This is a genomic window from Burkholderia sp. Bmkn7 (assembly GCF_041103175.1).
GTDB classification, from domain to species: domain Bacteria; phylum Pseudomonadota; class Gammaproteobacteria; order Burkholderiales; family Burkholderiaceae; genus Burkholderia; species Burkholderia cepacia.
Genome location: NZ_JBGCUH010000003.1, coordinates 1,933,468 through 1,952,828 on the forward strand (window position 1 = coordinate 1,933,468; position 19,361 = coordinate 1,952,828).

General features: G+C 62.7%; 25 protein-coding genes, 2 tRNA genes and 1 pseudogene. 19 read left to right on the forward strand and 9 right to left on the reverse strand.

Annotation, left to right across the window (positions count from 1 at the left end):
- Positions 1 to 41 precede the first annotated feature (41 nt).
- Positions 42 to 118, reverse strand: a tRNA-Met gene (locus AB3K92_RS30470).
- 197 nt (positions 119 to 315) lie between these two features.
- Between AB3K92_RS30470 and AB3K92_RS30475 the strand changes: the two genes are divergently transcribed.
- The 3 genes from AB3K92_RS30475 to AB3K92_RS30485 are packed head-to-tail and all read left to right on the forward strand — an operon-like array spanning position 316 to position 2,347.
- Positions 316 to 813, forward strand: coding sequence for a heme-degrading domain-containing protein (locus AB3K92_RS30475; RefSeq protein ID WP_048020686.1), 498 nt, complete (start codon positions 316 to 318; stop codon positions 811 to 813).
- Positions 814 to 816: 3 nt separating this feature from the next.
- On the forward strand, positions 817 to 1,155 hold the full coding sequence (locus AB3K92_RS30480; RefSeq protein ID WP_021161565.1) for a multidrug efflux SMR transporter: 339 nt from the start codon (positions 817 to 819) through the stop codon (positions 1,153 to 1,155).
- A 31-nt stretch (positions 1,156 to 1,186) separates the two neighbouring features.
- The gene (locus AB3K92_RS30485; protein ID WP_369466490.1) at positions 1,187 to 2,347 is read left to right on the forward strand and encodes an enoyl-CoA hydratase/isomerase family protein; all 1,161 of its coding nucleotides are present in this window, start codon (positions 1,187 to 1,189) and stop codon (positions 2,345 to 2,347) included.
- Between the two features lie 109 nt (positions 2,348 to 2,456).
- Here AB3K92_RS30485 and AB3K92_RS30490 read toward each other — a convergent pair whose 3' ends face one another.
- Positions 2,457 to 2,885 (reverse strand): hypothetical protein, encoded by a 429-nt coding sequence (locus tag AB3K92_RS30490; protein ID WP_006484223.1) that lies wholly within the window; start codon positions 2,883 to 2,885, stop codon positions 2,457 to 2,459.
- Positions 2,886 to 3,225: 340 nt separating this feature from the next.
- On the opposite strand from AB3K92_RS30490, the gene ssuD reads away from it, so the two are divergent.
- The 9 genes from ssuD (at position 3,226) to AB3K92_RS30535 (ending at position 8,967) form a co-directional block, all read left to right on the forward strand.
- Positions 3,226 to 4,383, forward strand: a complete 1,158-nt coding sequence (gene ssuD / locus AB3K92_RS30495) for an FMNH2-dependent alkanesulfonate monooxygenase (protein ID WP_369466491.1) — start codon at positions 3,226 to 3,228, stop codon at positions 4,381 to 4,383.
- A 17-nt stretch (positions 4,384 to 4,400) separates the two neighbouring features.
- On the forward strand, positions 4,401 to 5,213 hold the full coding sequence (ssuC, locus tag AB3K92_RS30500; protein WP_021161567.1) for an aliphatic sulfonate ABC transporter permease SsuC: 813 nt from the start codon (positions 4,401 to 4,403) through the stop codon (positions 5,211 to 5,213).
- Positions 5,210 to 6,169 (forward strand): ATP-binding cassette domain-containing protein, encoded by a 960-nt coding sequence (locus tag AB3K92_RS30505; RefSeq protein ID WP_059484522.1) that lies wholly within the window; start codon positions 5,210 to 5,212, stop codon positions 6,167 to 6,169. Before ssuC ends, AB3K92_RS30505 begins: the two co-directional genes overlap by 4 nt.
- Positions 6,170 to 6,226: 57 nt before the next feature.
- Positions 6,227 to 6,442 (forward strand): molybdopterin-binding protein, encoded by a 216-nt coding sequence (locus AB3K92_RS30510; protein ID WP_006476104.1) that lies wholly within the window; start codon positions 6,227 to 6,229, stop codon positions 6,440 to 6,442.
- 139 nt (positions 6,443 to 6,581) lie between these two features.
- Positions 6,582 to 6,779, forward strand: a complete 198-nt coding sequence (locus tag AB3K92_RS30515; protein ID WP_027787628.1) for a hypothetical protein — start codon at positions 6,582 to 6,584, stop codon at positions 6,777 to 6,779.
- Positions 6,780 to 6,834: 55 nt separating this feature from the next.
- Positions 6,835 to 7,080, forward strand: coding sequence for a hypothetical protein (locus AB3K92_RS30520; protein WP_011351864.1), 246 nt, complete (start codon positions 6,835 to 6,837; stop codon positions 7,078 to 7,080).
- 130 nt (positions 7,081 to 7,210) lie between these two features.
- On the forward strand, positions 7,211 to 8,197 hold the full coding sequence (dusA, locus tag AB3K92_RS30525; RefSeq protein ID WP_244113278.1) for a tRNA dihydrouridine(20/20a) synthase DusA: 987 nt from the start codon (positions 7,211 to 7,213) through the stop codon (positions 8,195 to 8,197).
- A 59-nt stretch (positions 8,198 to 8,256) separates the two neighbouring features.
- Positions 8,257 to 8,332: transfer RNA gene (locus AB3K92_RS30530), tRNA-His, on the forward strand.
- A 131-nt stretch (positions 8,333 to 8,463) separates the two neighbouring features.
- The gene (locus AB3K92_RS30535; protein WP_146774197.1) at positions 8,464 to 8,967 is read left to right on the forward strand and encodes a hypothetical protein; all 504 of its coding nucleotides are present in this window, start codon (positions 8,464 to 8,466) and stop codon (positions 8,965 to 8,967) included.
- On the opposite strand, the gene AB3K92_RS30540 is transcribed toward AB3K92_RS30535, so the two are convergent.
- The 5 genes from AB3K92_RS30540 to AB3K92_RS30560 form a co-directional block, all read right to left on the reverse strand.
- Entirely contained in the window at positions 8,964 to 10,085 is a 1,122-nt protein-coding gene (locus AB3K92_RS30540) for a hypothetical protein (RefSeq protein WP_111997538.1), read from the reverse strand. The genes AB3K92_RS30535 and AB3K92_RS30540 overlap by 4 nt on opposite strands.
- Positions 10,086 to 10,087: 2 nt before the next feature.
- A complete protein-coding gene (locus AB3K92_RS30545) occupies positions 10,088 to 10,243 on the reverse strand; it encodes a hypothetical protein (protein ID WP_175904043.1) in 156 nt (51 codons plus the stop codon).
- Between the two features lie 429 nt (positions 10,244 to 10,672).
- Positions 10,673 to 11,470, reverse strand: a complete 798-nt coding sequence (gene istB, locus AB3K92_RS30550; protein WP_175223704.1) for an IS21-like element helper ATPase IstB — start codon at positions 11,468 to 11,470, stop codon at positions 10,673 to 10,675.
- Positions 11,463 to 12,968, reverse strand: coding sequence for an IS21 family transposase (gene istA, locus AB3K92_RS30555; RefSeq protein ID WP_213309336.1), 1,506 nt, complete (start codon positions 12,966 to 12,968; stop codon positions 11,463 to 11,465). Before istA ends, istB begins: the two co-directional genes overlap by 8 nt.
- 135 nt (positions 12,969 to 13,103) lie before the next feature.
- Positions 13,104 to 13,907, reverse strand: coding sequence for an SGNH/GDSL hydrolase family protein (locus tag AB3K92_RS30560; RefSeq protein WP_175904045.1), 804 nt, complete (start codon positions 13,905 to 13,907; stop codon positions 13,104 to 13,106).
- 99 nt (positions 13,908 to 14,006) lie between these two features.
- Between AB3K92_RS30560 and AB3K92_RS30565 the strand changes: the two genes are divergently transcribed.
- Together AB3K92_RS30565 and AB3K92_RS30570 are read left to right on the forward strand one after the other, a co-directional pair.
- The gene (locus tag AB3K92_RS30565) at positions 14,007 to 14,189 is read left to right on the forward strand and encodes a hypothetical protein (RefSeq protein ID WP_111999192.1); all 183 of its coding nucleotides are present in this window, start codon (positions 14,007 to 14,009) and stop codon (positions 14,187 to 14,189) included.
- Positions 14,182 to 14,681 (forward strand): annotated as a pseudogene (locus AB3K92_RS30570) (lysozyme). The gene AB3K92_RS30565 and the pseudogene AB3K92_RS30570 overlap by 8 nt, the downstream one beginning before the upstream one ends.
- Positions 14,682 to 14,709: 28 nt before the next feature.
- On the opposite strand, the gene AB3K92_RS30575 reads toward AB3K92_RS30570, so the two are convergent.
- A complete protein-coding gene (locus AB3K92_RS30575) occupies positions 14,710 to 15,243 on the reverse strand; it encodes an Arc family DNA-binding protein (RefSeq protein WP_208450921.1) in 534 nt (177 codons plus the stop codon).
- 49 nt (positions 15,244 to 15,292) lie between these two features.
- On the opposite strand from AB3K92_RS30575, the gene AB3K92_RS30580 reads away from it, so the two are divergent.
- The 4 genes from AB3K92_RS30580 to AB3K92_RS30595 all read left to right on the forward strand — a co-directional run bounded on the left by AB3K92_RS30580 (position 15,293) and on the right by AB3K92_RS30595 (position 17,331).
- Positions 15,293 to 15,463, forward strand: coding sequence for an Arc family DNA-binding protein (locus AB3K92_RS30580; RefSeq protein WP_111999194.1), 171 nt, complete (start codon positions 15,293 to 15,295; stop codon positions 15,461 to 15,463).
- A gap of 24 nt (positions 15,464 to 15,487) precedes the next feature.
- Positions 15,488 to 15,754 carry a hypothetical protein gene (locus AB3K92_RS30585; protein WP_146774288.1) on the forward strand — a complete coding sequence of 89 codons (267 nt, stop codon included), beginning with the start codon at positions 15,488 to 15,490 and terminating at the stop codon, positions 15,752 to 15,754.
- Positions 15,754 to 16,668, forward strand: coding sequence for a phage antirepressor KilAC domain-containing protein (locus tag AB3K92_RS30590; RefSeq protein WP_208450922.1), 915 nt, complete (start codon positions 15,754 to 15,756; stop codon positions 16,666 to 16,668). The genes AB3K92_RS30585 and AB3K92_RS30590 overlap by 1 nt, the downstream gene beginning before the upstream one ends.
- 276 nt (positions 16,669 to 16,944) lie before the next feature.
- Entirely contained in the window at positions 16,945 to 17,331 is a 387-nt protein-coding gene (locus AB3K92_RS30595; RefSeq protein ID WP_146774289.1) for a hypothetical protein, read from the forward strand.
- 250 nt (positions 17,332 to 17,581) lie between these two features.
- On the opposite strand, the gene AB3K92_RS30600 is transcribed toward AB3K92_RS30595, so the two are convergent.
- A complete protein-coding gene (locus AB3K92_RS30600; RefSeq protein ID WP_230959738.1) occupies positions 17,582 to 18,334 on the reverse strand; it encodes a VUT family protein in 753 nt (250 codons plus the stop codon).
- 451 nt (positions 18,335 to 18,785) lie between these two features.
- Here AB3K92_RS30600 and AB3K92_RS30605 point away from each other — a divergent pair, with 451 nt between their 5' ends.
- A complete protein-coding gene (locus AB3K92_RS30605; RefSeq protein WP_369466492.1) occupies positions 18,786 to 19,301 on the forward strand; it encodes an N-acetyltransferase family protein in 516 nt (171 codons plus the stop codon).
- Positions 19,302 to 19,361: the final 60 nt, after the last annotated feature.

Consider the following 19,361-nt stretch of genomic DNA (forward strand, 5'->3'; position numbering starts at 1 on the left):
AGCCCGGCACGGAGCCGGGCTTTTTGCATGAATCTGGACGTTGGTTGCGGGGGTAGGATTTGAACCTACGACCTTCGGGTTATGAGCCCGACGAGCTGCCAGACTGCTCCACCCCGCGTCCGTCGAAGAAATGAATTATAAGGAGTTACCCGAACGGGTGCAAGCACTTTCTGACAATCGCGTGTCGTGTCTTGTAGGGACGGTACGTCGGGCGCGTGCGCTAGAATCGAACGGTTTGTTTCGCCTCTTCGCCAGCGACGCCGTGCGCGATCGCATCGGCGCCGTTGCAACTCTCATTACTGCATCGACGGATTCATGGACATCGCTCACGATCTGCAATCGATCGGCGCGCAGGAACAGGCGCTCGTGTTTCCCCATTTCGACCCGGCCCGCGCGTGGGCGCTCGGCAACCGGATGCATGCGCTCGCGGCGTCTCGCGGCCATGCGGTCGCGCTCGACATCGTCACGTTCGGCCAGCCGCTGTTCTACGCGGCGCTCGCCGGCGCGACGCCCGACAACGCCGACTGGGTGCGCCGCAAGCGCAACGTCGTCGCGCATTTCCGCCGCAGCTCGTACGCCATCGGCCTGCGCATGCAGCAGGCGGGCGCGACGCTGGCGGACAAGCACGGGCTGCCGATCGCCGAATATTCGGCGCACGGGGGTTCGTTTCCGTTGACCGTCGCCGGCGCCGGCGTGATCGGCTCGATCACCGCGTCCGGGCTGCCGCAACGCGCGGATCACGAATTCGTCGTCGAGGTGCTGTGTGCCGAGCTCGGCCACGACTACGCCGTGCTGGCCCTCGCAAGGAGCTGAGCGATGCAGCTTCCCGGTTACGCATGGCTCGCGATCGCGATCGTCGCGGAAGTGGTCGGCACGTCCGCGCTGCGCGCGGCGGACGGCTTCACGCGCTTCTGGCCGTCGGCGCTCGTCGTCGCCGGCTACGGCATCGCGTTCTACTGCCTGTCGCTCACGTTGCGCACGATGCCCGTCGGCATCATCTATGCCGTCTGGTCGGGCGCCGGCATCGTGCTGATCACGCTCGTCGCGATGCTGCTCTATCGCCAGGTGCCGGACCTGCCGGCCGTGATCGGCCTCGGCCTGATCATCGCAGGCGTCGTCGTGCTGAACCTGTTTTCGAAGATGCAGGCGCACTGAGCGTGCGACTGCCATTTGCCGGATGGCCCTCATGACCGATTCCACCCCCACTTCCGCAGCCGGTTCTGCCGAATCCGCCCAGCCCGACGTACGCGCGTATGTCGCGAACCGCATCGGCTTTCTCGAACTGAATCGCCCGAAGGCGCTGAACGCGCTGTCGGTCGGCATGATCAGGCTGATGCAGCAGGCGCTCGACGCGTGGCGTGACGATCCCGAGGTCGTCGCGATCGTCGTGCACAGCCCGCATCCGCGCGCGTTCTGCGCGGGCGGCGACGTGCGCTTCTTCCATGACGCATGGCAGCGCGGGGACCGCGATGCGGTCGATACGTTCTTCATCGACGAATACACGCTGAACCACGCGATCTTCACCTATCCGAAGCCTTACATCGCGCTGATGCACGGCGTCGTGATGGGCGGCGGCATGGGCATTTCGCAGGCGGCGCGGCATACGGGCGGCCTGCGTGTCGTGACCGACTCGACGAAGATGGCGATGCCGGAAACGCGTATCGGCCTGTTCCCGGACGTCGGGATGAGCTGGTTCCTCGCGCGCACACCCGGCGCGATCGGCCGCTATCTCGCCGTGACCGGCGCGACGCTCGACGCGGCCGGCGCGCTGTACGCGCAGCTCGCCGACGTCTATCTGCCCGATGCCGCGCTGCCGGCGCTGCTCGACACGCTGCGCCACGCGCGTATCGACAGCGGCGCGCAGGCCGTCGCGTGCGTAGCCGAAGCGGCCGCCGCACACAAGGTCGTGCCGACGCCCGACACGTCGGCGCTGGCCGACGCGCGCGCGGGGATCGACCGGCATTTCGCGCAGCCCGACATCGGCGCGATTCTCGCGTCGCTCGACGCCGAGCAGGATTGCGCGGCCGTCGACGGATGGATCGAGAAGGCGACTCATGCGATGCGCGAACAGTTGTCGCCGCTGTCGATGGCCGTGTCGCTCGAAGTCGTCGAACGTGCACGCGGCGCGACGATGGCCGATTGCCTGCGGCGCGATCTCGACCTCACGCGCTCGACGTTCGCGCGCGGCGACGTGATCGAAGGCGTGCGCGCGCTGATCGTCGACAAGGACCACCAGCCGGTCTGGCGTTTCAAGTCGTCCGCCGATATCGATCGTGCAGACGTGCTCGCGATGTTCGACAGCCCGTGGACACCTGACACGCATCCGCTGCGGAATCTGCAGGACTGACGTCGGGCCGACCGACGCGCGAGCCGGAAACGAAAAGGCCGCCTGCAGGTGCAGGCGGCCTTTTGCATGGATGTCGACCGCCCGGCGGCCGAAGGGCGTGGCGTCCGCGTTACTCGTCGCCGGCGTCGTCCGACATGAACGCGCGCATGAACACGAGCGCGCCGAAGCCCCATACCGCGTTTGCCGCGAAGCCGGCGGCGAGCACGGGCATCATGTTGCCCGACGGCCAGATCCCGCGCAGCGGATCGATCGCGAACACGCGGGCGGCCGTCAGCACGATGCCGCCGAACACCAGCGCGCCGATCCACGATGCCTCGCGTTCCGGCGAGACGCGCAGCAGCCACGCCATCGGGATCGCACAGCATGCGCTGATCAGCGCATTCGCGACAAATTCAGGAATGCCGAGCGGCGCGAACGGCTGCGTGGAGAAGCCGGTTGCGGCGATCAGGTCGGCCGTATGAAGGAGTGCGAGCGTGGCTTCGCGAAAGAACAGGGCGGCCAGGAAGCCGGACAGGAATGGCAGGATGACTTTCTGCATCGATGAGTGCACCGCAGGCGCGCACGGCCGGGGCTGTACGCGCGGAGTTATTCGGATAGGTGCGCCATTATAGGGCCCGCTCGCGGTGATATTCGCTCCAGCGTCGTGCTAATCACGAAAGCGGAAAACCTAAGCTCAAAAAAATCGTTCCAAAGCCCTGTACCGATCCCTAGACTGATTTCCCAGAAACAGCCGTGCAATCGCGTCCTCGCCCGCTGCACGGCCTGACCGGCGAACCATCCCGATTCGAACGCACACCATGCATGCGCCGCTGATCCGCGACGCGAGCAGGGCGGTGTTTTTTCAAATTCCGGCAAGGACAGTCAAGCAGGAGCAGCAGATGAATGTGTTCTGGTTTATCCCCACGCACGGCGACAGCCACTATCTCGGTACGGCCGAAGGTGCACGCGCCGCGGATTACGATTACTTCAAGCAGGTGGCGGTTGCGGCCGACACGCTCGGCTACGAGGGCGTGCTGCTGCCGACCGGCCGTTCCTGCGAGGATGCGTGGGTCGTTGCGTCGAGCCTGATCCCGGCGACGCAGCGCCTGAAGTTCCTGGTCGCGATCCGTCCCGGTATCGCGTCGCCCGGGCTGTCGGCGCGGATGGCCGCGACGTTCGACCGTCTGTCGGGCGGCCGCCTGCTGATCAACGTCGTGACGGGCGGCGATGCTGCCGAACTCGAGGGTGACGGCCTGTTCGCCGATCACGACACGCGCTACGAAATCACCGACGACTTCCTGAACATCTGGCGCGGGCTGCTGTCCGCGTCGCACGACAACGGCGGGTTCGACTACATCGGCAAGCACCTGCAGTCGAAGGGCGGCAAGGCGCTGTATCCGCCCGTGCAGCGTCCGCATCCGCCGTTGTGGTTCGGCGGTTCGTCGCCGGCCGCGCATCAGATCGCGGCCGATCACATCGACACCTACCTGACCTGGGGCGAGCCGCCCGAGGCCGTCGCGAAGAAGATCGCCGATATTCGTGCCCGCGCGGAAGCCCGCGGCCGCAAGATCAAGTTCGGGATTCGTCTGCACGTGATCGTGCGCGAGACCGAGGACGAAGCATGGCGCGACGCGGAGCGCCTGATCAGCCGCCTCGACGACGAAACCATCGCCCGCGCGCAGAAGGCGTTCGCGAACATGGATTCGGAAGGCCAGCGCCGGATGGCCGCGCTGCATGGCGGCAAGCGCGGCGGCCGCGAGACACTCGAGGTGTATCCGAACCTGTGGGCCGGCGTCGGCCTCGTGCGCGGCGGCGCGGGTACCGCGCTCGTCGGCAATCCGGAGCAGGTCGCGGAGCGCATGCGCGAATACGCGGATCTCGGCATCGAAACCTTCATCCTGTCCGGTTATCCGCACCTGGAGGAGTCGTACCGTTTCGCGGAACTCGTGTTCCCGCTGATCAAGGGCAACGGCGCGGCGAAGGCGACCGGCCCGCTGTCCGGCCCGTTCGGCGAGATCGTCGGCAACAGCTATCTGCCGAAGGCAGCCCAGAGCTGAGTGACAGGAGGCCTGCGATGACAACGAAAACGTCGACGACGGGCGCGGCTCTGGCCGCCCGCGCATGGCGCGGCGTCGCGCCGTGGCTCGTGCCGCTCGCGCTGCTGGTGGCATGGGAAGTCGGCGCCCGCGTCGGCTGGCTGTCGACCCGCGTGCTGCCCGAACCCGTGGCGGTCGTGCGAGCGGCCTGGTCGCTCGTGACGTCGGGGGAAATGTGGGCGAACGTGAAAGTCAGCACATGGCGCGCACTGTTCGGTTTCGCGATCGGCGGCGGTGTCGGCCTCGCGCTGGGGCTCGCGACCGGCTTGTCGAAGGCGGCGGAGGTCGCGCTCGATTCGACGATCCAGATGATTCGCAACATCCCGGCGCTCGCGATGATTCCGCTCGTGATCCTGTGGTTCGGCATCGACGAGAAGGCGAAGCTGTTCCTCGTCGCGCTCGGGGTGTTCTTTCCGGTCTACATCAACACGTACCACGGGATCCGCTCGGTCGACGCCAACCTAATCGAGATGGCGAAGAGCTATGGCGTGCGCGGCTTTGCGCTGTACCGCGACGTGATCCTGCCCGGTGCGCTGCCGTCGATTCTCGTCGGCGTGCGCTTTGCGCTCGGGCTGATGTGGGTGATGCTGATCGTCGCGGAAACGATCTCGGCGCAGTCGGGCATCGGCTACATGACGATGAATGCACGTGAATTCCTGCAAACCGACGTGGTGGTGGTCGGCATCTTGCTGTACGCGGTGCTCGGCAAGCTGGCCGACGTGCTGGCGAAATGGCTCGAGCGTGTGACGCTGCGCTGGCACCCGGCTTATCAATCAGGAGCAAAGGCATGAATGCGACGACTTCGGCGGCCGCCTACGGCCCGCTTGCCGGCGCAGACCTCGAGGTCGAACTGGCGCAGGCGCGTGTCACGGACGGCGACGCGCGGGATGCGGCGATCCTCGACCGTGACGGCAGTGCGTCCATCGTTCCGCTCGCGCGGCGGCGGGCAGGAAGCCCGGCACCCGACGACGCGGTGACGCTGTCGGGTGTCAGCAAGCGCTTCGGCGCACGCACGGTGCTCGACGACGTCGAACTCGGCATCGCGCGCGGCAGCTTCGTCGCGATTGTCGGCCGCAGCGGCTGCGGCAAGTCGACCCTGCTGCGTCTCGTCGCCGGGCTCGAGCAGCCGAGCAGCGGCGCGCTCGTGACGCGTGGCGAAGGCGGCGGCGTGCTCGACACGCGGATCATGTACCAGGATGCGCGCCTGCTGCCGTGGAAGACCGTGCTGCAGAACGTGATGCTGGGCCTCGGACGCGGCGCGCGCGACAAAGCGCGCGCGGTGCTCGACGAAGTCGGCCTGCTGGAGCGTGCGAACGACTGGCCCGCGCAACTGTCGGGCGGCCAGCGGCAGCGTGTGGCACTGGCCCGCGCGCTTGTTCACCGGCCGCAACTGCTGTTGCTCGATGAGCCGCTCGGCGCGCTCGACGCGCTGACCCGCATCGAGATGCATGCACTGATCGAGCGGTTGTGGCGTGAGCATCGGTTCACCGCGCTGCTCGTCACGCACGACGTGCAGGAGGCCGTCGCGCTCGGCGATCGCATCCTGCTCATCGAGCAGGGGCGCGTGGCGCTGGATCAGCCGGTGCCGCTCGACCGGCCGCGCGCCCGCGCATCGGCCGCATTTGCGGCGCTGGAGGACCGCGTGCTGAAACGCGTGCTCGCCGGCGGGCCCGGTACGGATGCACCGGGCGAGGTGCACGAGGCAGACAACGTTCGACCGGTCGGGCAGATCCGCTGGGCCGTTTAAATCCGGGCGGCAGCGGCCGCCCGTTCTGAGATCTTTTTCTTCGGAGCGATCAACCTGATGAGCATCACTGCAATCAACGTACGTAACCAGTTCAAGGGCAAGGTGAAGGAGATCATTCGCGGATCCGTGGTCTCCGAGGTCGACGTCGAGACGCCGTTCGGCATCGTCACGTCGGTGATCACGACCCGTTCGGTCGACGAACTCGAACTGAAGGTCGGCGCGGAAGTCGTCGCGCTCGTGAAATCGACCGAAGTATCGATCGCACGCCTCTGAGCGTGTGTCCTGCGCCGGTGCGCCGCCGCGGGCAGCCTGCCCGTTGGCGCCGCCCGGCATTTGCGCGGCGCGTTTGCCTTGGTATTCGACTTCCGGACGAAGTGCTAGGATGGAGCGACACCGATGCCGGAGGCCACGCATGACCCCCATCCTTTCCCCCGAAGCCATCGAGGCGCTGAAATGGATCGACCAGTTCGGCGAAAGCCGGCCGGTTCCCGCTGCGTTCGACGACGTCGTCTACGCGTTGCTGAACGAGGGGCTGATCTATCAGGCGGCGGCCGACCGGGTCGACCTGACGGCCGATGGCAAATCCTTTTTGTCCGACGAATACGATTGAGCGCACGGCGCCGGCCGCGCGGGCGGCCTGGTGCTGCGTCGCCACGGAGCGTGCGATGGAACCGAGAGGCAGCGACCTCGGCGATTTCAGCGAGCCGTACCGCGGCTTCGAGATCGAGGTGAAGACCGAGCAGGTCTGGGACGGCGAGCATGCGCATTACCGCGTGCTGCAGGGCGATGCCGTGCGGATCGACTGGCGGCTCGTCAAGGTGGACGGGATCCTGCTGACCGAGCGACGCGTGATCGAGCGCGTGCTGGACGAGGCGCGGCGGGCGGTCGATGCGGAGCTGGGCGAGGGGTAGCGTGCATGCCGGGCAGGCCAGCCCGCTGTTGCGGTAAAATGCCGGGTTGTTTCCGCGCCGCCTGGCCTGTTGCCCGAAATCCATGTCCGTACCGTCCTCGCTTCCTCCCCGCCGCGTATCCGTCGCGCCCATGCTCGACTGGACCGATCGTCATTGCCGTTCGTTCCACCGGACGCTGACGCGCGATACGTGGCTGTATACGGAAATGATCACGACGGGCGCGCTGTTGTTCGGCGATGCCCAGCGACATCTTGCGTTCACGCCGAACGAATCGCCGGTCGCGCTGCAGTTGGGCGGCAGCGAGCGCGACGATCTTGCGCGCGCGGCGAAGCTCGGCGAGCAGTGGGGCTACGACGAAATCAACCTGAATTGCGGATGTCCGTCCGAGCGTGTGCAGCGCGGCGCGTTCGGCGCGTGCCTGATGAACGAGCCGCAGCTCGTCGCGGACTGCGTGAAGGCGATGCGCGATGCGGTGTCGGTGCCGGTCACGGTCAAGCACCGGATCGGTGTCGACGCGGTCGAGGACTACGCATTCGTGCGCGACTTCGTCGGCACGGTGGCCGAGGCTGGCTGCGAAACGTTCGTCGTGCATGCACGCAATGCGATCCTGAAAGGGTTGTCGCCGAAAGAGAACCGTGAGATCCCGCCGCTCAAGTACGACTATGCGTATCGGTTGAAGCGCGATTTTCCTTCGCTCGAGATCGTCATCAACGGAGGCATCACGACGCTCCACGAGGTTGCGCAGCATCTCGAGCATGTCGACGGCGTGATGCTCGGCCGCGAGGCGTATCACAACCCGTACGTGCTCGCGGAGGTCGATGCACGCTTCTATGGGTCGACCGCAGAGACGCCGACGCGCGAAGAGGCCGAGGCGAAGCTGATCGAATACTGCGCGGCCGAACTGAAGCGCGGCACCTACCTCGGCGCGATCGTGCGGCATGCGCTCGGACTGTATCGCGGCATGCCCGGTGCACGTGGCTGGCGTCGTGTGCTGTCGGACAACAAGAAGCTCGCACGCGGCGATCTGGCCGTGTTCGACGAGGCGCGCGCGCATCTGAACGAGGCCGAAGAAGTTTTTGAAAAAAAAGCTTTGCAAGATTCAAAAGTGTTCGTATAATCTTGTTCTTCGCTGCTGAAACACAAAAGCAGCGAAGAACAAAAAAAGCAGTAACAGTGGTGGCTGTAGCTCAGTTGGTAGAGTCCAGGATTGTGATTCCTGTCGTCGTGGGTTCGAGTCCCATCAGCCACCCCAACAAATTCAAGCACTTGCAGCAGAATTACGCTGACGTGTTACAAAATTTGGAAGATCCGATTCCAGATTTTGGAAGATAAAGAAACGAAAGCCCGCCGATGAGCGGGCTTTTTTGCGTCCCGGGGAACAGCATGTCGCTTTTGGATACCACAATTTTTTCGCCGGCTTGGTGGCTGTCGTCGGCAATTGGCGTATTAGTCCTTGGCATGATTGGGATGTATTTGAAGGACGTCCTGGACAAAGTAGCGCGATCGCTATGGGGGCACTGGAGGAACCGCAGCGACAAGGTGCGAGAAGCATTCGCGGCTGATGTGGCTGCGCTTCGCAGAAGCTCAGATCTGCGGCAAGCGTACTTCCAGAACGAGATGCGTTATCGACATCGAGCAACGATGTCGATGGTGCAAGTTACAGCCTCCTTGCTCATAATGATTGCCTGCTTTGCAGTAACCACGCTTGCAAAGCATGGTGTCCTCCCGCTTAGTTCAACCGGACTAATCGTAACTAGAGTATTTGGAGCGATCACTGGCCTGATGGGATTGGTCGCAAGCATGTCGGCAACATTTGAGAATTTTCGATTCGCGAGCTTGAATGCGCGCCTGGACGCTGCTCAGGAATCTGAACAGAAAGTCGACTAACGCGTCGCACGCACTTTTCTCTGTCGTCGGCGATCGTACGTCTTCCGGACCATGCGTTCGTCGGCATGGCCAGTCGCATCGATAATTCGGTCGTCGCCTTCCTCCTGACGATCAGTCACGGCCGCCGGGCGCATGTCGCGCAGCGCGAACCGTTCGAACGGGACGCTTCGCTCCTGCGCCTCCTTCTCGCAATAACCCATCAACCGTGACCAGTTCGTGTTCCAGCCGCTGCGCGTGTACACCTGGCCGGCAGTGTTCCCGAACACGTGAACGCTCGACGTGCGCTGCAGCGCGAGCGCCTCGTCGATCACGGCCTTCAGCTCGGGCGACCACAGCACGAGCTTCACGCGCTGCTGCTCGCCGGCCTTGCGCTTTCCGATCGGCACCTCGACGCCTTCGGGCCGGATACTCTGGCGGTGCAACTCGCGCATCTCCGTCGGCCGGCTGACGGTCAGGTAGGCGGCCTTCACGCATAGCGCGAGGATCAGGTACGCTGAACTCGGGTGCTGGTCGCCGACGCTCCGGCGCGACCGCGCGACTTCCACTGCCAGATCGATCTCGTCCTGACGCACATACCGCTGGCGCGGCCGGGTGGGGTTGTACTCGATGCCGCGGCACGGATTCGTTTCGAGTTCGCCACGACGCCGGCCATATTCGAGGACCGCGGACAGGAGGGCGATTTCCTTGTTCGCCTTCGCAGGCGCGCCGAGCTGCGCACGTTTATCGAGGTAGCCGTAGACGTGCTTCGGCTTGATCGCGGCCGGCGCCATCTTCCCGAAGACCTTGACCAGGCGCTTCGACTCGACGCGGTTCTCGTCTAGGGTGGACTGGGCCTTGCGGCGCTCGTCGGTGTGCGGCAATCCGTCCTGCCATTCGAAGTATCGCACCACGAGCGCCTCGACCGTTCCCGGCTCTATCGCGTTCCCGTTGAGCGCCTCCGCGCGCTCGATCGCCTGCTTGCGGATCTCGGCGAGGGCTTCCTTGTTGTGGGCCGGGGCCGACAGGCGGAATGCCCATCTGCCATTGGGCAGCTTGTAGCCGAAGCTGACCTTGTGTTTCCCGTAATGGGCGTAGAGCCGGAAGGGCAACCCGTCCGGGCGTTTCCGTCGTCCGATCATGATTACAGTGCGGCGAAGTTCGGTTCTTCTGACGCGGCGGTGCGGTGCCGGCGCGCGGGTGTTGTGGGGGCGGTCCCGTTCATGCGGGCGTCATAGTACTCGCGCGCGACGAGCGGTACGCCGGCGATGTTGACCGCGAACTCGGTCGACGATGGCACGACGGCCGCGCTCCTGGCAAACCTGCAGGCAGCGATCAATGCGGCAGGGATCACGGCTCCTCAGTTCGACAACAGCACGAGGCTGGCGACGACAGCGTTTATTCAACGTCAAGGGTTGAAGGCCAGCGGATTCGTGGTCTATACGCGACGGCTACATTGCCGGCCTCGGTATGCGGTGCCGTGATCTATACGGGTGGCCCGTCGGCATTCACGCTAACGTTGCCGCCCGCCTCAGCAGTTCCTGGCGGTGCCCGAATTGAGGTCTATAGTATGGCCAGCGCTGGGGTTACGTTTTCCGCGCAGGGTTCGGGCACTATCTCGGCGACAGGATCTAAAACCATCGTCCTGAACGCCGGCTGTTGATTTCCACCGAATCTTGACCCACCGTTTTCATCTAAATCTGACCCACCCCGAGACAGCGTAGTACATCTATTCCGGTGTGGATAACTCCTCACTGCCTGCTGCTTTTGCTGCTCTCTTTCTGGTTGCCTTCGCCTTGGCAGAACTGGACTTGAAGCGCCAGGATTCATTGCCCGTTTCGACGATGTGGCAGTGATGGGTAACGCGGTCCAGCAGCGCCGTCGTCATCTTTGCGTCCCCGAACACGGTCGCCCACTCGCCGAAGCTGAGGTTGGTGGTGATCGCGACACTCGTGTGTTCATACAGCTTCGAGAGCAAGTGGAACAGCAATGCGCCACCGGTCTGGCTGAACGGCAGGTAGCCCAGTTCGTCGAGGATCACCAGGTCGACGTACATCAGCTTATGGGCGATCTGGCCTTGTTTGCCGATGGACTTCTCCTGCTCCAGTGCGTTGGTCAGCTCGACGGTCGAGAAGTAGCGCACTCGCTTGCCGTGGCGCTGCACGGCCTCAATTCCGATCGCTGAGGCGAGGTGCGTTTTGCCGGTGCCGGGGCCACCGATGAACACGACGTTGTGTGCGCTTGCGAGGAACGACAGGTCACTGAGTTCTCGAACCAGCGCTTCGTCGACGTGCGCCTGCGCGAAGTCGAAGCCCTTCAGGTCGCGGTGAGCCGGGAAGCGAGCGGCGGTCATCTGATAGGCGATCGAGCGCACCTGTCGCTCCGCCGTCTCAGCCATCAGCAGCTGCTTCATGAAGCGCTCCGGGTCGAACTCCGTGTGACGCGACTGCGCCAGCAGCTCTGGCCAGGTGCTCGCCATGCCATGCAGTTTGAGCCCCTTGAGCTGGGCGGCGATGTCGTTAGACATGACGGTCCTCCGGTGGGTTGGCGCGCAGGGTTTCGTAGCGGCTCACGTCGGCGGCCGGCTCTTCGGTAAGCTGGAGTTTCGTCGTCGCGAGGTTGGTGCTCGTGGTGGGTGCCTTCAACCGGCTCAGCACGTTCAGAACGTGCTCCCCACTGGGGCGTCCCGAGTCCAGCGCTGCCTGCACGGCAAGCAGCACGGCATCGAGTCCGTGTTCGCGCACCGCGGCGAGCACCTGCGTCATGATGCGATCACCTCCCGGGTGCTTCAGTAGGTGCCGCTGCAACTGCTGCAGCGGCTGTGGCATCGTGACGAACGGAGCACCGTTGCGCAACGCGCCGGGTTTGCGCTCGACCAGCGTGATGTAATGGCGCCAGTCGTAGAAGGTCATGTGCCGCTCGAAGCTGCGTTCGTGGCGTGCGATCTCCTGGGCGTCGGCGACGACGCTGAGATATGCCGGATAGCAGCGCACGCTCACCAGCTGGTTCGTGTACTCGGTGGGCACGCTGTAGCGGTTGCGCTGGAAGTGGATGAGGCTGGTCGACGACACCCGCAGCGTCTGCTCGACATAGCCGTCAAACGGGCGTGGATTGGGCATCAGCCTGGTGCGCTCGTCCTGCAGCACGTCCTCGACCGTCAGCTCGGGCCACTGCGGGTGCCGCATCTGCCAGGCCTGACGACACTGGCCCGCGACCCATTCGTTCAGAAGCTCCAGCGTTTCCCAGCGTCGTAGCGCAGCCTCGTGCCAGATCTGGCGGCGCCGGTCCTGCACGTTCTTCTCAACGATGCCCTTCTCCCAGCCGGCGGCACGGTTGCAGAATTCCGGCTCGAACAGGTAATGGCCGCACATTGCCTCGAAGCGGGCGTTAACCGCGCGCTCCTTGCCGCGGCCGACCTTGTCCACGGCGGTCTTCATGTTGTCGTAGATGCCGCGGCGCGGAACGCCGTCAAACGCGGCGAATGCGCGGGCGTGCGCATCGAACAGCATCTCGTGACTCTGGGTCGGATAGGCGACCAGCCAGAACGCCCGGCTGGCATTGAGCTTGACGTGGGCGACCTCCAGGCGTCGCCGCAACCCGCCGATGAAGGCGTATTCGCAGCTCCAGTCAAACTGAAATGCTTCACCGGGTTCGAAGGCCAGCGGTACATAGGCCTTCCTGCGCGGGGCTTCAGCCTGCTCCTCGTGCCAGCGTCTCACGAAGGCGCTGACGCGGCCGTAGCTGCCGGCGTAGCCCTCGCCGCGGATGGCCTCGAACATGAACCGGGCCGTGCGCCGGTCACGCTTCGGGCGATGGCTGTCCGCCCGCAGCCAGCCCGTCAGCTGCGCGGCCCACTCGTCGACGACGCTCGGGCTGACGCGCTTCGGGTACTTCGGCTCAACGGCATCCGTTTGCCGAAGCCAGCTGCGCACCGTGTTCCGGGACAGGCCCGTGCGCCTGGCAATCTCGCGCAGCGGGACCTTCTCGCGGAAATACATCCGCCTGATCTTGGCCAATATGCCCACCGTGATCACCTCTGTATCCCCTGCTCAAAGATTGAGCAGGGCATTCAATCACGTGGGTCAAAATTCGATGAAAATTACTGCCTCAGGTGGGTCAGTTCTGCGTGGACATCAACACATCGGGAGTAATCGAATTGGTTAACGACCAATGATCGATTCCACGATCGGCTCGACAACGGAGAATGTCTGTTTGGCTTTGATTCCGTAGAGCTGATCGTCGGGATGCGCGCAATCAGTCATCATGTTTTTCCAATCCGGGGTTGTCTGATCAAACTCGAATTGGGCGACGAGCGGGGCATTTTGAAGTGCAGCTTCTGACCGAAGTGCCTCGACATACTGAATGATCGTGCCGGGATCGGGCTGCTTGCAGGTGGGGTTGGGTTCCTGTAGTACCACGATCTTCCCTGCGTCTCGGGCGGTCTGGATGAGGTATCCGAGAATCTTCGCGTACTCGCTCGGCGATGCCTCATAAGCCCCAGGCTGTGGAGCTTTCCAGTAGTAGAAGTCGTTGAGCGCGAAGTTCAACAATACTACCTGGGCCTTCGATTGCTCCATCTGGATTTTCCATTCCGGATGTTTCCCGTCAGTTCCCGAGAGGAGCTGAAATGCTTGCGTTCCGCCGACGCCTTCGTTTTTTACGGTGATAGACGTTCCGAAGCGCTGCTGAAGAAGGGCTTGCAGCTGCGCAGGCTCACTGTTTTGCGTAGTCGTCAAAACTCCGTCGATAGTTTGGGCGCCGAGCGTAGTGCTGTCGCCATATGCCTCGATCAGCACGGATTTTTGCTCCTGCGTGACGGGAGTTGCAGCATAGGCCGATGATCCATCACCGCCACCACAAGCTGCGCAAGACAGGAGCAGTGCAGAAAGTATTGAGCCAACAAAGCCGCGTGCCATTAATTCTCTCAAGTCGTTATTTTTGAATGACAAAAAAATACCTGACATGGTCTTTCTCCGTTGGAACTGGCGCATGTAAAGGCCGACTATGGGCGTAACGAGTTATTACCAGTCGTCTTCGGACGGCTTTTTCATTACGGGGGCTCGATGAAGAGCGAGGTCGTTGCGAGCGCAGCAAAGGCTGTGCCGGCGGTCGGCGGCAATCTCTGGTTATGGCTTACGAGCCACGACATCAACTGGTGGGTAGCCGTCGCGACCATCGCGTACATCGAGCTGCAGGCGTACTACCTGGTCAAGAACAAAGGGGAGAGGGCATTGCTCGATGGTTAACGTTCCGAAGAAGACGCTTGTCAGCGTTGTAGGGGCTGCTGCGGCAGCCCTTCTTTTTTCCATGGTCCCGAAATTCGAGGGATTCGAGCTCGTCGCGCGGCCCGATCCGATCAGGATCATCACGGCGTGCAACGGCGACACGAAGGATGTGCACGCCGGGCAGCGATTCGCGCCGGAGGAGTGCCGCGCGCGCCTCGAACAGCGGCTCATCGAGTACGCCGAGCCGGTACTCAAGTGCACGCCGGGCCTGAAGGGGCACACGAACCAGCTTGCGGCTGCCGTGAGCTTTGCTTACAACGTGGGCGCCGGTGCGTACTGCGGTAGCACGACGGCGAAGCGGTTCAACGCCGGTGACTGGAAGGGCGCGTGCCGCGCGATGAACGGGCGGACAACGGGCGGCCGCAGTGGGTGACGGCCGGCGGCCGAGTGTTGCCTGGACTTGTGAAGCGTCGTGCGCAAGAGCGGGAGCTTTGCGAAAGGAGCGGTGACTAGTCAGTGTAGGAGATCGCCACCTGTGGAGTCAGTCGCTAGGGCGTTCCACTTTAGTTTGTACCAGTGCTTGAAGAGCCTGATCGAGCGTCTCGTCAATCTCGCAACCATGTATCGTCGAATTTGCGAAGTTGCGGAGGGCTTCGAATACCGGATCGCTACTTTTAATTTTGTTGGGGACCATCTCTAGGGCGAAGCGAAGGAACAGAGACTGTGCATTTGCCGCCCACTTTGAGGCTTTGATCTGTTCTTTCAGCGCATTGTTCTCAGCCTTCGCTAGGTCCAACTCATGACTTAACCCGGTCATTTGAGGGCCATAAACCATGGCACGTGCGCCTCGTTGTTCGAGGGTTGCACTCAATCTCGTCACGATCTCCGCGTTGAGTGACCGCTTGGAGCGGGCGGAAGCTGCCTCAAGCTTCTCTTTCAGGTCAATCGGCATGCGAATGTTTACTTGTGGGTCTGTGCGCGCCATCGCCTGCTCTCCAAAAAATACTTGCGCGAGTGGTAGCACCGTACTACTATCGATCCGTGCTAGCACAATGTTAGCACGCAAATAGGACATTTCGTCCTATTCCTTTGATGCGAGAGGATTTGTGAAAGGTGCAAGGCAGATGCCCGGCGTGCTTGTGAAGATGCCGCCAGCATTGAAAGAGCGGATTCAGTTTGCAGCCGCAAATTGCATTTGCAGCATGAATTCCGAGATCGTTCGAAGGCTATTCGGGAGTCTTGAAAAAGAAAACGCCCAACCGGCGGCAACCGGTCAGGCGTTGGTGACGCAGTGAACCCCTAGCAAAGGAACAATGGTCATGAGACATGATAGCACTACATCGGGTATTGGCAAGGTTCAGCAGGCCCGACCGCTCGAACGGCGCGTGGTCGACCTGTCGAGCATGATGGACAACCAGGTGCGCTACATGCGTGCGCTGTTCATCGCGATCAAGGCCACGGCAGGCGAGTCGTCGAAGGTCGCAGTCGATCTGGCGGCGCTCGGCCAGTTCGTCGCCGAAAACACCGAGGATCTGTTCGACGCGGGTTGTGCGGACGTCCTGTCGGTCAGCCGCGAGGTGCACTGATGAACGCGCTCATGATCACTGGCGTTGCCATTCGTAACGACGCCGAAGGCCGGTACTGCTTGAACGATCTCCATCGCGCGGCCGGCGGGGAAAGCAAGCATCAGCCCGCGTTCTGGATGCGGAACGCGCAAGCCCAAGCTCTGATTGGGGAGGTCAGGGCCTCTGCAAATTTGCAGACCCCCGTCGAGACAGTGAATGACGGGGTGAACAACGGGACTTACGTCGCGAAGGAACTGGTCTACGCCTACGCCATGTGGATCAGCCCAGCGTTCCACCTGAAGGTGATCCGAGCCTACGACGAAATGGTATCGGGTGCTCAGGTCGCGACGCCGCCGCTTCCGAATTTCGCGAACCCGGCCGAGGCGGCGCGTGCATGGGCCGAGCAGTTCGAGCAGCGAGCGGTGCTCGAGCATCAGAAAAAGGAACTCGACGCCAAGGTGGCCGAGCAGGCTCCCAAGGTCGAGATGCTCGGGCGGATCGCCGAGGCGGAGGGCTCAATGTGCATCCGTGATGCCGCGAGCACGCTCCAGATGCAGCCGAGCAAGTTGACCGCTTGGCTGCACGCGAACGGATGGATCTACCATCGCGCCGGCAAGTCCGGGTGGCTCGCGTATCACGACAAGCAGCAGGCTGGCTATTTGGTTCACAAGAGCACACCCTACACCGACCGAGTAACTGGCGACGAGCGCGTCAGCGAGCAGGTGCGCATTACGATGCGCGGGCTCACGAGGCTCGGAGAGCTGGTGCCGCGCGATCAAGGCCGGATGCGGCGAGCATCCGGATCACCGAGGCCGTTCTCCAAGATTGAAATGGTCCGAAGAAATCAGGCAGGTCATAGACATGCCGCGTGTTGTACGGAGGGGGTGTGTCTTACTTCGTGCAGTCGAATATTGCGGTGCCGGGAATCCGAGTGAAGGAACGCGGCCGCGCCAATGTGCCGAAAGGAGCGGGCGGTCAAATTTTCGGTTGTGTTTTGCGCGCGCTGTTGGCGGAGCGGCGTTCTACGGTAAATTGACGGGCTCCACAGGATTTGGAATTCGAGGCTTCTCGGGGAATCCATGCGGTCAAAGAGTAAACCCGTTGCCCAGACAACGGAACGGCAAACCGATTCAAGGCCAAAGATTACGGGCATGACGACTCTCAGGGTAGTGAGGGCGTCGTTTTATCTGATCGCTGGAGTCGCGCCGGCGATGCCCCTGCTGATCTTGTCGTGGCTCGTGTTTATCCTTTTTTTGCTGAATTGGACCGTGGATTGGCCTATAGCGTGGTCTTTCCTTTTTTCCAACGCAGGCGGCATCGGCTTGCTTCTCGCAACTTGCGTTTTGCCGCAAAAGGCACCGATCAAACACATTGCGGGAGTCAGCGCTCTCTTGATCTGCGGGAGCGTCGTCAGCTTCCCGTCGGCCATTGCCTCGTTTGAAAAAATCGTCGATAACCACCGAATCGGTTATCACATGCACCCGGTGGATTTTGGTGACTTTGCCCTCATCGCGTGCAACGCCGTGGCGATCGTGTATCAGCTGGAAGTGCTTGCAACGCTGCTTGTAAGACGCTTGGCCAGGGTTCTCGCCCGATAGGTTCTGATTCGCGTCATCCTCGCAACGTCATCGCGCTGTTTCCCTTTCTTGAGCAGGTGAGTCGGGCGCTGAAGCTGCCACAAGATGCGGGATGCGCGACGACCTTCATCTATCAAAACGTCGTCGCCGCTATTCGGACGGCAAGCGCATGACGATGGGGTATGGCGCGACAGATCGGGATTGCTGCTTTTGGGCGTCCGGCCAGACGCGCATTCGAACGTAGCGAATGCCGCGAAAATCAAACCTGTCCTCAACGATCGACCACATTGCTCGCGATTCCCGCCTGAACCGATCGAGTGTTTCGAAACACCACCCACGACCACAAGGCACCGCCAGCCACCTTGGCGACGAACTGCAGCGCGGCGATCGCCGGAAACACAGCCCCGAACGCAATAAGCGGAAAGATGATGGAGTCGACAGCCGCACCCGCGACGTTCGCGCCGTTTGCGCGCGCCAGTATCGGAAAGCGGCGCGCGAGTTGAAACACGATTGCGCTCGCCACGGCTGCCGAACCGAACGCCACCAGGGACGCGACGGCGATTTCCTTGGCGGCGGGATTGAGTGCGTAACTGACGACACCGGCGGCTGCGATCAACGCAAACATTCGCGACCAAAGCGCGCGGCCTCGCCAATCGAGGTGGAGCCGGTCTCGAATCGCGAGATCGAGGCCGATCAGCAGGAACGCGATGATCGGTGTTGCAGCCGGGCCTAAATGAGCGACCATCAGGTTGGCGACGGCGACCGCTGCGATATAGATCAAGACGTACATGATTCCCCTGCGGTAAAGAGTGCGCGCTGCGTCGATTCGGAGCCGAAGTTTGCCATACATGGCCGATTGAACGGACGGGCGCTCCGCCAGGCGCAAGCCAGATCGAACAGCGCGTGATTGACGGAAAGCCAGGGTTGAGCGCGACAGGATATCGCCACTATGCCGCCGGTATTCGTCAATCCATCGTCGACGCGAGATTGTATGGCCGTATTCAGTCGACGTGATGTTGCGCAAGTTGCGCAATTTCCTTTTTCGACTAAGGTTCTCGCTTCCGGTGCCGTTATCTTTCCTGGACAGCCCTCGTGCCTCGAATGCTGATCCGTTTTCTTGCCTGCTCGCGTTTCGCGTGAGCAGGCTTTTTTCGTTTATGGCGGAATGAGACAGGGACTTGGCGCGAGCCGACAGCGCGCAACAGTCTTACATTGGTGTAACGTATCGACTTCCTCGTGCCCTCATGCTTTGCAGGGCCGTTCGATCCCGACAACCAATGACAGTGTCGGGATTTTTTTTGCCTGGGCCTCGTTGTATTGGCAACGAGCTGCAGCGGTGCATGAACCCGGCATGGCGTCCGGCAGACAATCGCTGACCCGATCGCGTCAGCTGTGACGGAGGCGAACGCCTCTAAGCGGTATATTTTGCGGCGAGACGTCCCGATCGAGAGAGCAAGTGGAAGGAGTGACCACCGATGCCGGAAACCCGTACCACGCTGCGTGACGCGACAGCGCAAGACGCACAGCACATCGCTCGCCTGCACACGCTGAGCTGGCAAACTGCATACGGCCATATCTTGCCGGCGACCTACCTGTCCGACGAGGTGCCGACGGAACACGCGGCCCGGTGGCGGCAATATTTCGATCGCACCGAAAACGAGCGGGGCCTGGTGCTGATCGCCGAGGCGGACGGCGAGCCCGTGGGTTTCGTCAGTGCCGAGCGCCCCGTCGATCCGGCGCTGGGCGTGCTGCTCGACTGCCTGCACGTCCATCCTTCGCATCACGGAGGCGGCACCGGCAAGCTCATGATCGAAGCCGTCCGTGCATGGGCGCGAACGCTCGGCGTGCACCAGGTCCATCTGAAGGTATTGGCGGGCAACGAGCGCGCGATCGGTTTCTACGAGCACAACGGATGGCAACTGGCGGGTATCGAAACGAGCCGCATCGGCCAGACGGAAGTCACCGACCGGATCTATGCGATACAGGCCTAGCCGCCTGGCCACATTCGAGCGAACGGCCGCATGATGCGCGGCCATCGCCGGGCGAAAGCC

Coding starts and splice junctions, on each gene's coding strand:
- AB3K92_RS30475 (WP_048020686.1), top strand. CDS start 316: ATGGACATCGCTCACGATCTGCAATCGATCGGCGCGCAGGAACAGGCG.
- AB3K92_RS30480 (WP_021161565.1), top strand. CDS start 817: ATGCAGCTTCCCGGTTACGCATGGCTCGCGATCGCGATCGTCGCGGAA.
- AB3K92_RS30485 (WP_369466490.1), top strand. CDS start 1,187: ATGACCGATTCCACCCCCACTTCCGCAGCCGGTTCTGCCGAATCCGCC.
- AB3K92_RS30490 (WP_006484223.1), bottom strand. CDS start 2,885: ATGCAGAAAGTCATCCTGCCATTCCTGTCCGGCTTCCTGGCCGCCCTG.
- ssuD (WP_369466491.1), top strand. CDS start 3,226: ATGAATGTGTTCTGGTTTATCCCCACGCACGGCGACAGCCACTATCTC.
- ssuC (WP_021161567.1), top strand. CDS start 4,401: ATGACAACGAAAACGTCGACGACGGGCGCGGCTCTGGCCGCCCGCGCA.
- AB3K92_RS30505 (WP_059484522.1), top strand. CDS start 5,210: ATGAATGCGACGACTTCGGCGGCCGCCTACGGCCCGCTTGCCGGCGCA.
- AB3K92_RS30510 (WP_006476104.1), top strand. CDS start 6,227: ATGAGCATCACTGCAATCAACGTACGTAACCAGTTCAAGGGCAAGGTG.
- AB3K92_RS30515 (WP_027787628.1), top strand. CDS start 6,582: ATGACCCCCATCCTTTCCCCCGAAGCCATCGAGGCGCTGAAATGGATC.
- AB3K92_RS30520 (WP_011351864.1), top strand. CDS start 6,835: ATGGAACCGAGAGGCAGCGACCTCGGCGATTTCAGCGAGCCGTACCGC.
- dusA (WP_244113278.1), top strand. CDS start 7,211: ATGCTCGACTGGACCGATCGTCATTGCCGTTCGTTCCACCGGACGCTG.
- AB3K92_RS30535 (WP_146774197.1), top strand. CDS start 8,464: ATGTCGCTTTTGGATACCACAATTTTTTCGCCGGCTTGGTGGCTGTCG.
- AB3K92_RS30540 (WP_111997538.1), bottom strand. CDS start 10,085: ATGATCGGACGACGGAAACGCCCGGACGGGTTGCCCTTCCGGCTCTAC.
- istB (WP_175223704.1), bottom strand. CDS start 11,470: ATGTCTAACGACATCGCCGCCCAGCTCAAGGGGCTCAAACTGCATGGC.
- AB3K92_RS30560 (WP_175904045.1), bottom strand. CDS start 13,907: ATGTCAGGTATTTTTTTGTCATTCAAAAATAACGACTTGAGAGAATTA.
- AB3K92_RS30565 (WP_111999192.1), top strand. CDS start 14,007: ATGAAGAGCGAGGTCGTTGCGAGCGCAGCAAAGGCTGTGCCGGCGGTC.
- AB3K92_RS30575 (WP_208450921.1), bottom strand. CDS start 15,243: ATGTCCTATTTGCGTGCTAACATTGTGCTAGCACGGATCGATAGTAGT.
- AB3K92_RS30580 (WP_111999194.1), top strand. CDS start 15,293: ATGCCCGGCGTGCTTGTGAAGATGCCGCCAGCATTGAAAGAGCGGATT.
- AB3K92_RS30585 (WP_146774288.1), top strand. CDS start 15,488: ATGAGACATGATAGCACTACATCGGGTATTGGCAAGGTTCAGCAGGCC.
- AB3K92_RS30590 (WP_208450922.1), top strand. CDS start 15,754: ATGAACGCGCTCATGATCACTGGCGTTGCCATTCGTAACGACGCCGAA.
- AB3K92_RS30595 (WP_146774289.1), top strand. CDS start 16,945: ATGCCCCTGCTGATCTTGTCGTGGCTCGTGTTTATCCTTTTTTTGCTG.
- AB3K92_RS30605 (WP_369466492.1), top strand. CDS start 18,786: ATGCCGGAAACCCGTACCACGCTGCGTGACGCGACAGCGCAAGACGCA.